Consider the following 14,068-nt stretch of genomic DNA (forward strand, 5'->3'; position numbering starts at 1 on the left):
AAAATTAGTTATTGTCAGAATACCCAACAGCAACACCTTTTAAGGTTGCAGAAGTGCAGTCGTTAATTTGTACGTTTACAAAGTCGCCTACCTTGTAATTCTCTTTCGGAAAAACCACAACAGTGCTTTGAGTGTTTCTTCCTTTCCATTCGTGTTCCGATTTTTTAGAAGTGCCTTCTATTAAAACCTCTTGAATCTGACCTACATGTTTTTCTGTTCTAAACTGGCAGTGACTTCTCTGTAAAGCTATAATTTCAGAAAGGCGTCTTTTCTTTGTAGCCTCGGGCACATCATCTTCCATTTTTCTGCCGGCCATGGTGCCAGGTCTTTCAGAATATGAATACATAAATCCGAAATCATACTTTACATGCTCTAGGGCTTTTAAAGTAGCAGCATGATCTTCTTCTGTTTCTGTAGGAAAACCAGTAATGATATCTTGAGAAATTGAGCAGCCAGGTAGAATTTTTCTAATTTCATCTGTCAGTTCAAAATACTCTTCGATAGTGTGTAAACGATTCATTTCCTTTAAAATACGATTACTACCGCTTTGTACAGGTAAATGAACGTGGTTACAAATATTTTTATGCTTGGCCATGGTTCTAATCACATCCAAAGTCATGTCTTGCGGGTTCGATGTAGAAAAACGAATACGCATTTTAGGGTTTGCCAATGCGACCATCTCTAATAATTTAGAAAAGTTGGTAGCTGTCGCTTTTTGCATATCAGAAGCATTCACAAAATTTTTCTTGAGTCCGCCGCCATACCATAAATAACTATCCACATTCTGTCCAAGTAATGTAATTTCTTTGAACCCGTTTTTAGAAAGTTCTTTTACCTCGCTTAAAATAGATTGTGGGTCTCTGCTACGTTCACGACCTCTGGTGAATGGTACAACACAAAATGTGCACATATTATCACAACCTCTGGTGATAGAAACAAAAGCCGTAACTCCGTTTGTATTTAATCTAACAGGTGCAATATCGCCGTAAGTTTCATCCTTCGAGAGAATAACATTAACAGCATCTCTGCCAGAATCTACTTCTTTTATTAAATTGGGTAAATCTTTATAGGCGTCTGGTCCAACGACCATATCAACTATTTTTTCCTCATCTAAAAGCTTGTCTTTTAAGCGTTCAGCCATACAACCAAGAACACCGACTTTTAAATGTGGCCTCGTTTTTTTTACCTTATTATATTCGGTTAATCTTTTACGTATGGTCTGTTCTGCTTTATCTCTAATAGAACACGTGTTTACAAGTACTAAATCGGCATCTTCTAACGTTTTGGTGGTGTTAAAACCTTCGGTCGCTAATATAGATGCTACAATTTCACTGTCTGCAAAGTTCATGGCACAACCGTAACTCTCAATGTAGAGATTACGCTTGTTCATTTCTTTTCCTTTAATTACCAAAGTTGTGCCCTGCACATTTTCGTCTATGGTTTTCTCCATTTTTGTAATACGTTGCAATAAAATATTTTGGATGGCAAAGATACTATTATAATCAAAAATATGACAAGATGACATGATTATTTAGGGTTTGTTTATGCTTTCTACTCTAAAATTATTTAGTTTTATCACCAATTATAACCACCGATACTTATGAATTTAGAAGACTTAACGCAACACATTAAAACGAAGCCAGATTTAGAATTTGGCACCATTTTCAGTAGGTCTATTGAACTATTTAAAAAAGTATGGTTGCAAGGCTTTATTATTTTGCTCTTAACATTCGTTGTAATACTACCATTTTATATTGTTTTATATATACCAATGATTGCTTTGGGTATAACAGATCCAGAGGCGCTTCAGCATAACGAATTGCCACCGATGGCCGCTATTGCAATGGCTATTCTTTTTCCAGTTTTTGCGATAGGGGTAACCACGTTCGCTTTGGCATTAAATGCAGCATTTTTAAAGATGTGTCGAGAAAAAGACTTAGGAAAAGAATCTAGCGATGACTACTTCTTTTTCTTTAAAGAAGGGCGATTAGGTAAGGTTTTCATTCTTGCTTTGTATACATTCGGACTCTCAATTCTGGGGGCGATGGCCTGTGGTGTTGGTATGTTCTATGTTATGGTTCCAGTTTCATTGATTCCTGCTTTTTTAGCGTTTTCGAATGAACTTTCTCCTTTAGAAATGGTGAAGGCTAGTTTTACCTTAGGTAATAAAAACTGGTTGGTCATATTTGGTCTGGTTTTCGTTTCGGCATTTGTAGCGCAACTAGGGTTGGTTTTATGTTGTGTAGGGGTGCTATTTACGGCAATGCTTGCTAAAGTACCGACCTATTATATGTATAAAGACGGAGTTGGTTTTAACGAAGTTGAAGAAGTTTCAAACTATTGATAACGCAACTATTACTTATTTCTTCATCTATTAGTTACAACCAGCTAAATTATAGAACATGAAGAATTTTATTTTTCTTATTTGTGCCATCGTATTGTCTGCATCAGTTTCTTGTGATGATGATGGACCCTATGAAGATTACCTAGTGGCTAGACCAATTGTGCAAGATGCAATATCGTTTAAGGCAGAAGCGATTGATATTACAGAACCTGTAGCTATTGTGTCATCAGGTAAAATATATGCTTACCAAGATTATATTTTTGTGAATGATGTCAACCTTGGTTTTCATGTTTTAGATAATAAGAAGCCGTCAGCGCCAGAAAGTATTGCTTTTATAAAGTTAGAGGGCAACTTCGATATTTCGATAAAAGACGATAAGCTGTATGCAGATAGTTATGGCGATTTGGTAATTTTTGACATATCGGATATTACAAATATTACCATTCAAAGTAGAATCGTAAATGCCATATATAATAATGATGTATGGCTTTCGAATATAGAATATCCTGAGGCAGATTTTTATGAGTATGGCGATATCGATTATGGTAAAGATATTGTTGTGGGCTGGGAAGTGAACACCGAAAGAAGGTCTGTTGAAGAGTATGAAGAGCGATATCGGTATACCGATGATTTAGCGCTTCAAACCGCAGAAAGTAATGATTCGGATCAGCCTAGTACTGGTCAAGGCGGCTCTTTGGCGCGTTTTAAAATCATAGACGATTATTTATATGTAGTAGATTATAGTAACATCAATATTTTTAACATTGCCGATGTTGAAAATGTAAAAGTTTTAGATGATGTTCAAGTCGCTTGGGATATTGAAACGATATACAGTCAAGGAGATATTTTATTTATTGGCGGTGCCCAGGGTATGTATATTTATGGAATAGAAGATCCGAAAAATCCGAAGTTTATTTCAGAGTTTAGGCATGGTACAGCTTGTGATCCTGTTGTTGTCGATGGCGATTATGCATATGTTACTTTAAAAGGAGGAGGTTTTTGTGGTAATACAGAAAGTGGATTGTATGTGATCGATATATCTAATCTTGAGAATCCAGAATTAAAAGTGATTTATCCTATGGATGGTCCAAACGGATTAGGTGTAAAAGGCAACACACTGTTTGTCTGCGACGGCGATTCAGGTTTAAAAGTATATGATAAAACAGATGCGCCAAATGTTACTTTAGTAAATACATTCGAAGATATTATCGCCTATGATGTAATACCGTTGCAATCATCATTATTAATGATCGGTGATCGCACATTGTATCAATATGAATATGTAGATAATGACATTAGGTTGTTAAGTACATTTCAATTGTAAGAATAATAAAAGGTTAAAAAAAAGGGAAGCTAGTTTAGCTTCCCTTTTTTTATTTCAGTGCTCTAATAGGTTTGTGGCTTGTTATATAGCCGCTAGAATAATGATGAATTTTATGAATTTATAGGCTAAACTCTATTGAAATATGGTAAAAAATAAATTCCTGAAATTCCAAAGTTTAATTTTTAGTATACATTTGTAAGTATAAACAAGGTTGATGGCGAAAAATTTAGTAATTGTTGAGTCTCCTGCAAAGGCCAAAACTATAGAGAAGTTTTTGGGAAAAGATTTTAAGGTTGAATCGAGCTTTGGTCACATTGCCGATTTACCTTCAAAGGAGTTGGGAGTAGATGTTGAAGGCGATTTTACACCGAAATATATAGTCGATAAAGACAAGCAAGCTTTAGTGAAAAAGCTTAAGAGTCTTGCCGATAAAGCAGAAACTATATGGCTCGCGAGTGATGAGGATCGAGAGGGAGAGGCTATTTCTTGGCACTTGGCAGAAGAGCTAGGTTTAGACAAGAAGAAGACAAAACGTATTGTTTTCAACTCGGTTACAAAAGCTGCTATCCAAAAAGCGATTGAGAACCCAAGAGAGATCAATTATAACCTTGTAAATGCGCAACAGGCGAGACGAGTATTGGACCGTTTGGTTGGGTATCAATTATCGCCAGTACTTTGGAAAAAAATTAAGCCGGGTCTTTCTGCCGGTCGTGTTCAATCTGTAGCTGTTAGGTTAATTGTTGAACGAGAAAGAGATATTGAAGGCTTTGAGCCGCAAGCTTCATTTAAGATTGCAGCGGAGTTTCAAACAGAAGCGGGAAGTACTTTTTCAGCTAAGTTGAACAAGACCTTTAAATCAGAAAAAGAAGCAAAAGCATTTTTAGAGAAAAATAAAGCTGCAGATTTTTCGGTAAGTAAATTAGATAAGAAACCAGCTAAGAAGTCGCCATCTGCGCCGTTTACAACTTCTACATTACAGCAAGAGGCATCAAGAAAATTATATTTTTCTGTGGGTAGAACCATGCAAGTTGCCCAACGTTTATATGAAGCGGGTTTAATTACTTACATGAGAACAGATAGTGTTAACCTTTCTAACGAAGCGTTGACGTCTGCAAAAGAAGCTATTGAAAAAAATTACGGTAAAGAATATAGCGAAACAAGAAATTTTAAGGGGAAGTCTAAAGGAGCTCAAGAAGCACACGAAGCTATTAGACCTACAGATATGGGTAATCAATCTCCATCATTGGAGCGTGATCAATCTAAATTATACGACTTAATTTGGAAACGTACAGTTGCATCTCAAATGAGCGATGCACAATTAGAACGTACCAATGTTAAAATTAAGGCAAGCAAGCATTCAGAAGAATTTACTGCAAACGGTGAGGTTATAAAGTTCGATGGTTTCTTAAAAGTGTACATGGAAGGTGTAGATGATGAAGATGTTGCCGAAGAACAAGAAGGTATGCTACCGGCAATGAAAAAAGGGGAGCGTTTGTTGAACAACTTTATTTCAGCAACAGAACGTTTTACAAGAGCACCATATAGATTTACAGAAGCATCTTTAGTTAAGAAGTTAGAAGAATTGGGTATCGGTAGACCATCTACTTATGCACCAACAATATCTACAATTCTTAATAGAGGCTATGTTGAAAAAGGTACAATTGAAGGTACAGAGCGTAAGTATCAACAATTAATATTAGCATCAGATATAATAGAAGAAAAGAATCTTACTGAAAATGTAGGTTCAGATAAAGGTAAAATGGTGCCAACAGATATTGGTATGATTGTTACCGATTTCTTGGTGACTAATTTTGCCAATATTTTAGATTACAATTTTACTGCACAAGTAGAGGAAGATTTTGATGAAATAGCTTCTGGTGATGAAGACTGGAAGAAAATGATGAAAGATTTCTATAAAGATTTTCATCCGAACGTAGTAGATGTAGAAGAAAACGCAGATCGTGCAAGCGGTGAAAGAATATTAGGTAAGGATCCTAAAAGCGGAAAACAAGTTTCCGTACGTTTAGGTAGATTCGGACCAATGGTACAAATAGGTACTGTTGATGATGAAGAAAAACCAACCTTCGCAAGTTTATTACCAGAGCAATCTTTAAATACCATTTCTTACGAAGAGGCAATGGATCTTTTTAAGCTTCCTAGAAAATTAGGAGTTTATGAAGGTGAAGAAGTATTGGCTAACGTAGGTAGATTTGGACCGTATGTAAAATTCGGAGAAAAGTTTATTTCAATGGATAAAGGCGAAAGTGCTTTTGAAATAGAGATGGATAGAGCAATAGAACTTATTGTTGCTAAGCAGAAAGCCGATGCGCCGATTGCTATGTACGAAGATCTTGAGGTTACTAAAGGTACTGGTAGATTTGGACCGTTCATTAAGTGGAACGGTATGTTTATAAATGTGAACAAAAAGTACGATTTTGATAATTTATCAAATGACGACATTATAGAGCTTATCGAAGTCAAGAAGCAAAAAGAAATAGATAAGGTTATTCATAACTGGGAAGAAGAAGGCATTCGTATAGAAAAAGCAAGATGGGGCCGTCATAATGTTATAAAAGGAAAGATCAAGGTAGAATTGGCTAAAACTGTCGATGTAGTTAAGATGTCTTTAGAAGAGGCTCAGAAGTTGATAGAGGCAAAGACTCCGAAGAAAAAAACTCCAAAGAAAAAGGCAAAAGCTAAACCTAAGTCAAAAAAGTAATTTAATTTTAGGTCGAAGATTAGTATAGTATTTTATGATTTCTAAAAACCTTTAATAAATGGCCTTTGATTTTCTAGTACCAGTATCAGATAAAGTTTTGGCTCATAATGAGTTACTACCTAGTCAGGCCATTGGTAAAAATACCCATATACATACCGAAAAGGATGGTTTGCCTGTATTGGCAAATGCCACGGTAGCAATAATTGGGGTTAGAGAATCTAGAAACGCCTACGAAAAGAAGCATGAGAAGTTAGATGTCTCTGCTATACGATTACAATTCTACAAACTTCTAATCGGAAACTGGAATGCAACTATTGTAGATCTAGGTGATATTGAAGAGGGTGCCACCGTAAATGACACTTATTTTGTTGTTAAAGAAGTAGTGGCCGAGTTATTAGAAGAACATGTTATACCTATTATTCTAGGAGCAACACAAGATATAACCTACCCAGCTTACAGAGCTTTTGATAGTATCAGAGACATGATAAATCTGGTAGCGATAGATAGTAGGTTCGATTTCGGAATAGAAGATGAGCTTATTTCATCGCATTCATATATGAGTAAAATCATAACAGATAAGCCGAATAATCTTTTTAATTTCTCAAATATTGGCTATCAAAGTTATTTTAATGCACAAGAAGAAATAGATTTAATGGAGCGTTTATTTTTTGACGCTTATAGACTTGGAGAGGTTGCAAACGATATTTCTTTGGCAGAACCTGTGCTTAGAAATGCGCATATGGTAAGTTTAGACTTACGATCTGTTAAGGCAAGTGAAATTTCTTCTTCAGCAAATTTTTCACCGAACGGATTTAATGGTAGAGAGATCTGTGCCATTTCTAGATATGCCGGTATTAGCGATAAGGTTTCTGTATTTGGGTTGTACGAAATGGAGAACACCGTACAGTCGCAACAGCTGATAGCGCAGATAATATGGTACTTTATAGAAGGTATCAATTTTAGAATTAAAGAATCTCCATATACCAAAACTGATGACTTTGTTAAGTATAATGTACCTAGCGAAGACGAAGAATTGGTGTTCTACAAAAGTTTATTAACAGAAAGATGGTGGACAGAAGTTCCATCTATTTTTACTTCACATACTAAAGGCCATACACCAGCGTTATTACCTTGCACCGAGAAGGATTATTTAGATGCATGTAATCAACAAATTCCCGAAAGGTGGTTTAAGGCCTACAAGAAAGGCTTTAATTAACATTATTTTTTTTAAAGCATAAAAAGACTTTAATACAATATTTTATATAAAACCTAGTTTTAGTTGTTAGAATAAATTATTGTATTCTGAGTTTAACCATAATCGAAATTTAACCTAAAGTATGAAGAAGCTATTGTTATCCTCTATGGCGTTTGTTTTTTTACTCACAAGTTGTGGGTCTAAGCAAAAAGGTGAGCTAACTGGAGTCCAGGGAAAAAAATGGTACCCGGAAAAACCATATGGAATGGAACTTATCCCAAGGGGTTCTTTCATAATGGGTAAGAGTGAAGAAGATCAAGGAAAGTTATTGAATGCGCCGACTAAGACAGTTACGGTACGTTCTTTTTACATGGATGATACAGAAATCACGAATAGTGAGTATCGTCAGTTTGTAGAATGGGTAAAGGATTCTATTGTTAGAACCAAGTTAGCCATTTTAGCTGATGAGTTAGGTATCGGCCCAGAAGAAGGCGGTATTGGTGACTATGCTTTTAAAGATGCAGATACTACAAGAGCATCTGTATACGATAAGTATATGTTGGACAATTACTCAGGTATGGGCGAAACGGGCTACGAAGGTAGAGCGTTGAGCAAAGATGAAGACCTAGTATGGAACACATCAGACTATCCAGATGAGTATTATACCGAAATTATGGATTCTATCTATCTATCTGAAGAAGAGTCTTATAACGGTCAGCGTACCATAGATGTTAAGAGTCTTAAGTATAAGTATAGCTGGATGGATATCGAAGCAGCTGCACGTGCTTCTGTAAAAGGAAACAAGAGTCGTAAAGACTTCATTCGTACAGAAGAAGTAGAGATATACCCAGATACAACAGTTTGGATCAGAGATTTCTCTTATTCTTATAACGAACCAATGCACAATGATTATTTCTGGCATGATGCGTATAGCGAATACCCTGTAGTTGGTATCAGCTGGCAACAAGCTAAAGCATTCTGTAACTGGAGAACAAAGTTTAAAAATGATGATAACAAGAGTCGTAATAGACAATTCGTTAATCAATTTAGACTTCCAACAGAAGCTGAATGGGAATACGCTGCAAGAGGTGGTATCGAAGGTGGTACGTACCCATGGGGTGGACCATATGTAATCAGTGATACTGGTTGTTTTATGGCAAACTTTAAACCACAACGAGGAGATTATGCTGCAGATGCTGCTTTATATACAGTAGAAGCGAAATCTTACGAGCCTAATGACTTTAATATGTACAACATGGCCGGTAACGTTTCTGAGTGGACAAATTCAAGTTACGATCCAAGTGCATACGATTATGTATCAACTATGAACCCTAATGGTGGTGACTCATCTAATACTAGAAAAGTTATTAGAGGTGGATCCTGGAAAGATGTGGCTTACTTCTTACAAGTGAGTACAAGAGATTACGAATACGCTGATTCAGCTCGTAGTTACATCGGTTTCAGAACAGTACAAGATTATATGGGTGAGGAAGATTCCACACAATAAATAATAATATTAACAGTTTTAATATAAATTCAAATTCATTTTTTTAACCAAATCTTTATTTTTTAAACCTTAAAATTAAATTAAACATGGCACAGTCAAAATCCACAAAAAAATTATTTAACATGGCCTACGGGCTAGGAGCATCAGTTGTAATTATTGGTGCATTATTTAAAATTCTTCACTGGGAGTTAGGACCATTAAATGGTGGTATTCTTTTAGCGATAGGTCTTATTACAGAAGCATTAATTTTCGCGATCAGTGCATTCGAACCAGTAGATGACGAATTAGATTGGGCATTAGTATACCCAGAATTAGCAGGTGGTGAAGGTAAAGCACCTAAGAAAGCACAAGCTGCAACAGAAGTAAAAGAAGCTGAAGCATCTTTATCTAAGAAATTAGATGATTTATTAAAAGAAGCTGGTGTAGACGCAAGTCTTATGGAAAGCTTAGGTTCAAGCATTAAAAACTTTGAAGGTGCTGCTAAAGGTATCGCTCCAACAGTTGATGCAATGGAATCTACTAAGAAATATTCTAGTGAAATGGTTCAGGCTGCCTCTCAAATGGAGTCTTTGAACAGTCTTTATAAAGTACAATTAGAAAGTGCTAGCAAACAAGCTTCAGTTAATGAAGAAGTTGTTCAAAATGCAAGTGCACTTAAAGATCAAATGGCATCTTTGTCTACAAACCTTTCTTCATTGAATGGTGTATATGGTGGTATGTTATCTGCAATGAGCAAAAACTAATTTGGATTTTTACCAACCCGAATCAATTATTAATAAAAATCTAAATTAAAAATCCATGGCAGGAGGAAAAAATTCACCACGTCAGAAGATGGTCAACTTAATGTATTTGATCTTCATCGCAATGCTGGCATTAAACATGAGTAAAGAAGTATTAGCCGCATTCGGTATAATGAATGAAAAGCTAGAGACTTCAAATCAAAAGACAACCGCAAGTAACGATGCGTTCTTGGAAAGTCTTGGAACTAAAGCATCTGAAGATGCTGCAAAGTACGATAAGTTATATAAGAATGCTCAAGAGATTAAAGCAATGTCTCAAGAATATTATGATTACTTAGAAGGACTTAAAACAGGTATGATGGAAGGGATCGAAGACCCTAAAGATTATGCTCGTATGGATATGGCTGATTACTTAGATCAGAAATTATTCCAAGGTGAAACTTTATCAGAAGACGGTAAAAAATTCATGAGTAACCTAACAGGTTATAGAGATCAAGTTGCGGCAATAGTGCCTGCAGCCTTAAAGCAATCTGTTATTGATCGTTTCCAAACAGGAGATGAGAACGGTAAAGTTGAAAAAAGAGACGGTACCAAGCAAGATTGGATCAACTATCACTATGAAGGTTATCCTTTAGTAGCATCTTTGGCAAAATTAACTCAGTTACAAGCTGACGTTAAAATAACTGAAGAAGCAGCGTTGAAATCAATGTTAGCAGGTGAGTTATCTAACCAAGTTTCTTTAAAGAACTTCGCAACATCGCTTTCTTCTACTAAATCTGCATACTATGCAGGTGAGAAGTATGATGGTAAGATTATTATTAGCAAAACTGATAATTCTTCTACTCCGATAAAAGCTGAGTTAACTTTAGATGGTAGAAAATTAACTGAAGGTTCTGATTATAAATTAGAAGCTGGTGGTGTTAAAATGTTGATTGGTTCTGGTTCTGCTGGTGATCATGAAGTAAAAGGTACTATCTACTTTAAGCAAGACGGTGAAGAAATTCCTGTTGAGGTTAAAAATTCATTCGCAACTATATCTAAGCCAAATGCTGCTTTAATTGCTGCTGATAAAATGAATGTTGTATATAGAGGTGTTGCTAACCCAATGTCTATCTCTATACCAGGTATACCAAATAATAAGGTAAGAGCATCTGCTCCAGGTCTTAAATCTGTAAGTGGTAGTAAGTATGTTATGACTCCAGGTACTGGAAGAAACGTTACTATTACAGCTTCAGGTACTTTACCAGATGGTCAATCTGTATCTTCTAAATCTGAATTCAGAATTAAAGATATTCCAAGACCAGAAGGTTCTGTAAGTAAGCAAACAGGTAGTATTAAACTTCCAAAAAGGAATGTTGAGATTGCTACTGTAGGTGCTGGCTTAGAAGATTTCGATTTTGATTTAAACCTTGCAGTAAGCGGATTTAAATTCAAAGTACCAGGTCAACCAACTGTTTCAGTAAGAGGAAACAAAATGAATGCTAAGGCTAAACAAGCTTTATCACGTGCTAAAAGAGGAGATATCGTTCAAATATTTGATATCGAAGCTTATATCACAAACAATAAGAGTTACAAGTTGAAGAAAGTATCTCCAGTAGTTGTGGAGATTACAAACTAAATAAATAGAATGATACCGGGTAAGCCCATTGGTCTTGCCCGGTTAATTTTAAAGTGAAGCAAACATGAATTGGAAAAATGTTTTAGTAATGGGAGCGGTAACAATGTTACCTTTATCAATGATGGCCCAAGCAAATGTATTGAATGCAAAGAAACCAGATGAGGTTGGTATTCGTACAGAAGCACAGAAAGCTGTCGATAACGATGCTCCATTAGAATATGGTTATGTAGATGATAGGGATATCCTTTGGTCTAAAACGTTATGGGAAACCATAGATTTAGATGAGAGAGTTAATTTCCCATTATATTATCCAACAGATACTATGGATATTGGCCCAGATAGAAGGTCTTTATACCACGTTCTAGTTAAAAATTTAAAAAGTGGAAAATTAGAAACTTATACAGATTCTTATTTTACACAAAAAAGAACTTTTGGCGATTTAAAAGATGCCTTGCAAATGGTCGATACTCTAGATTATGGGTATGAGCAAATGAATGCAGGCGAAACTGTTTCAGAAGAATATATTACTCGTAGAACTATTTCTGCAGCTGATATTGAAGAGTACCACGTTAAAGGAATATGGTATTTTGATAAGAGACAGGGAGAATTAAAATACCGTCTTTTAGGTATTGCTCCAGTAGCGCCAGATGTAAACTTTATGGATGATGACAATCCAGATATGGTAGAGCTTTTTTGGGTATGGTATCCAGATGCTCGTGAAATGTTACACGAAGCTAAAGTTTTCAACTCACAGAATTCAGCTCAGCCTATCTCATTTGATATGTTGTTAAATGCAAGAAGATTCGATGCCGTTATTTATAAAGAAGATAACGTACAAGGCGATAGAAAAGTAGATGATTACATTTCTGACAATGCTTTGTTCCAATTATTGGAAGCAAAACGAATTAAAGAAACAATTAGAGATAAGGAACAAGACATGTGGGCTTACTAAGCTTACTGAAAATCCAATTCACATAATAAAGACCCGATCGAAAGATCGGGTCTTTTGTTTTTATATCATGTTTTGTGCAATTGTCATTACATTTGTGTCATGGTAGATTTTATAGTGGTAGGGTTAGGATTGGCGGGTACCGCATTTTGCGAAACCTTGCGTAAAAACAACAAAACGTTTGTAGTTTTTAATGATCGATCGCAAACATCTTCTAGGGTTGCGGGCGGTTTGTATAATCCTGTTATTTTAAAACGATTTACCCTTTCTTGGCGCGCAGATGAGCAACTGCCTATTGCAACTGAATTTTATACCCAATTAGAGCAATTTTTAAATGTAAAGTTTGATGAAAAGCTCAATGTGCTGCGCAAATTTGCATCTATAGAAGAGCAGAACCTTTGGTTTGAAGCTGCTGATAAAGAAAAGCTAAAACCATACCTAGATTCGAAATTGGTAAATAATGAGAATACCTCACTTAAAGCGCCACACCAATTCGGAAAAGTATTGGAAACAGGTAAGTTAGATACCAAGTTACTTTTTAATAGCTATGCAAACTGGTTAGAGCAAGAAAACAAGTTATATAAAGATACATTTGATTATGGTCAGCTTCAAGTAGAACAAGAGGTTGTAAGTTATCAAGATATAAAAGCCAAAAATATAGTCTTCACCGAAGGTTATGGTATGATGCAGAATCCGTATTTCAACCATTTACCAATGCAAGGGTCAAAAGGGGAGTATATTGTTATTAAGGCGAAAGCGTTAAAAGAAACTCAAATAATTAAATCATCTATATTTTTAATTCCGCTAGGCGATGATTTGTACAAAGTAGGAGCTACGTATAATAGAGGTCAAAAAGACAATTTAACGACTTTAGAGGCTAAAAATGAGCTTGCGAATAAATTAGATAGCCTTTTAGATTGCGTGTATGATATAGTTGATCACGAAGCAGGTATGCGCCCTACGGTAAAAGATAGAAGGCCGTTGGTTGGTAGGCATACGCAGTATAACAACCTATGGCTGTTAAATGGTTTTGGATCTCATGGTATAACCATTGCACCTTGGGCGGCTAAATCTCTTTATGAGTATATAGAGCATGAAATTCCTTTATTGGAAGAAATGAATATAGCGCGTTTCGCTTCGAATTAAGATTTTTTATGGGTAGCGTTAGCATCGTATTTAATGAACATGTTAATCCAAATGTTACGAGATACTCTCATTATTACCGGCATAAATACAATAAGGGTAATAATTATAGCAATAAACGCTTCTATTAAGCCAGCACCAAGAAAAAGATTTGCGATAACAAACGCTGCTACGGCAAATGCAATACCGACTCCATAACTCACATACATAGCACCGTAAAAGAACGAAGGTTCTATTTTATATTTTAAGTCACAATGGCTACATCTTTCGTGCATTTTAAAGATTTTGCCCATATGGTAGGGGTTTTTATCCAAATACATGCTTTCTTCGTGACATCTAGGGCAACTTCCTGTTAAAATAGTGTAGAGTTTGTTTCCTTTTTTTAACATTTGCAAAACTTTATACTAAGGTACAATTTTAAGGTATTTTTTATGCCTGATATGTATCATGGCAAATGATAAATTTAACTTAAAAGTTATCTGTGATAAAATAGATTTTGCTTTTGAGAAAAAACTAGAATAATTAGAAT

Annotated in this window: 11 protein-coding genes; 9 read left to right on the top strand and 2 right to left on the bottom strand. The window is 35.6% G+C overall.

Annotated elements, in window-relative coordinates:
* Window positions 1–4: 4 nt before the first annotated feature.
* The gene (miaB, locus tag ACJJVT_RS19270) at window positions 5–1,450 is read right to left on the bottom strand and encodes a tRNA (N6-isopentenyl adenosine(37)-C2)-methylthiotransferase MiaB (protein WP_405400869.1); all 1,446 of its coding nucleotides are present in this window, start codon (window positions 1,448–1,450) and stop codon (window positions 5–7) included.
* Between the two features lie 150 nt (window positions 1,451–1,600).
* Between miaB and ACJJVT_RS19275 the strand changes: the two genes are divergently transcribed.
* The 9 genes from ACJJVT_RS19275 (at window position 1,601) to ACJJVT_RS19315 (ending at window position 13,542) form a co-directional block, all read left to right on the top strand.
* Window positions 1,601–2,344 carry a hypothetical protein gene (locus ACJJVT_RS19275; protein WP_405400870.1) on the top strand — a complete coding sequence of 248 codons (744 nt, stop codon included), beginning with the start codon at window positions 1,601–1,603 and terminating at the stop codon, window positions 2,342–2,344.
* 58 nt (window positions 2,345–2,402) lie between these two features.
* On the top strand, window positions 2,403–3,668 hold the full coding sequence (locus ACJJVT_RS19280; protein ID WP_405400871.1) for an LVIVD repeat-containing protein: 1,266 nt from the start codon (window positions 2,403–2,405) through the stop codon (window positions 3,666–3,668).
* Between the two features lie 214 nt (window positions 3,669–3,882).
* Complete coding sequence (gene topA, locus ACJJVT_RS19285; protein WP_405400872.1) at window positions 3,883–6,387, top strand: type I DNA topoisomerase; 2,505 nt, start codon at window positions 3,883–3,885, stop codon at window positions 6,385–6,387.
* A 58-nt stretch (window positions 6,388–6,445) separates the two neighbouring features.
* Window positions 6,446–7,603: a formimidoylglutamase gene (locus ACJJVT_RS19290; protein WP_405400873.1), complete on the top strand. Its 1,158-nt coding sequence runs from the start codon at window positions 6,446–6,448 to the stop codon at window positions 7,601–7,603.
* A gap of 121 nt (window positions 7,604–7,724) precedes the next feature.
* Entirely contained in the window at window positions 7,725–9,089 is a 1,365-nt protein-coding gene (gene gldK, locus ACJJVT_RS19295) for a gliding motility lipoprotein GldK (RefSeq protein ID WP_405400874.1), read from the top strand.
* 86 nt (window positions 9,090–9,175) lie between these two features.
* Window positions 9,176–9,832: a gliding motility protein GldL gene (gene gldL / locus ACJJVT_RS19300; RefSeq protein WP_073240527.1), complete on the top strand. Its 657-nt coding sequence runs from the start codon at window positions 9,176–9,178 to the stop codon at window positions 9,830–9,832.
* Window positions 9,833–9,887: 55 nt separating this feature from the next.
* A complete protein-coding gene (gene gldM, locus ACJJVT_RS19305; protein ID WP_405400875.1) occupies window positions 9,888–11,447 on the top strand; it encodes a gliding motility protein GldM in 1,560 nt (519 codons plus the stop codon).
* A 64-nt stretch (window positions 11,448–11,511) separates the two neighbouring features.
* Window positions 11,512–12,399, top strand: coding sequence for a gliding motility protein GldN (gene gldN / locus ACJJVT_RS19310; RefSeq protein ID WP_405400876.1), 888 nt, complete (start codon window positions 11,512–11,514; stop codon window positions 12,397–12,399).
* Window positions 12,400–12,498: 99 nt separating this feature from the next.
* On the top strand, window positions 12,499–13,542 hold the full coding sequence (locus ACJJVT_RS19315; RefSeq protein ID WP_405400877.1) for an NAD(P)/FAD-dependent oxidoreductase: 1,044 nt from the start codon (window positions 12,499–12,501) through the stop codon (window positions 13,540–13,542).
* On the opposite strand, the gene ACJJVT_RS19320 is transcribed toward ACJJVT_RS19315, so the two are convergent.
* Window positions 13,539–13,928, bottom strand: coding sequence for a DUF983 domain-containing protein (locus ACJJVT_RS19320; RefSeq protein WP_405400878.1), 390 nt, complete (start codon window positions 13,926–13,928; stop codon window positions 13,539–13,541). The two genes, ACJJVT_RS19315 and ACJJVT_RS19320, sit on opposite strands and share 4 nt — an antisense overlap.
* Window positions 13,929–14,068 lie beyond the last annotated feature (140 nt).

The organism is Maribacter sp. Asnod2-G09, assembly GCF_045063795.1.
Taxonomy (GTDB): domain Bacteria; phylum Bacteroidota; class Bacteroidia; order Flavobacteriales; family Flavobacteriaceae; genus Maribacter.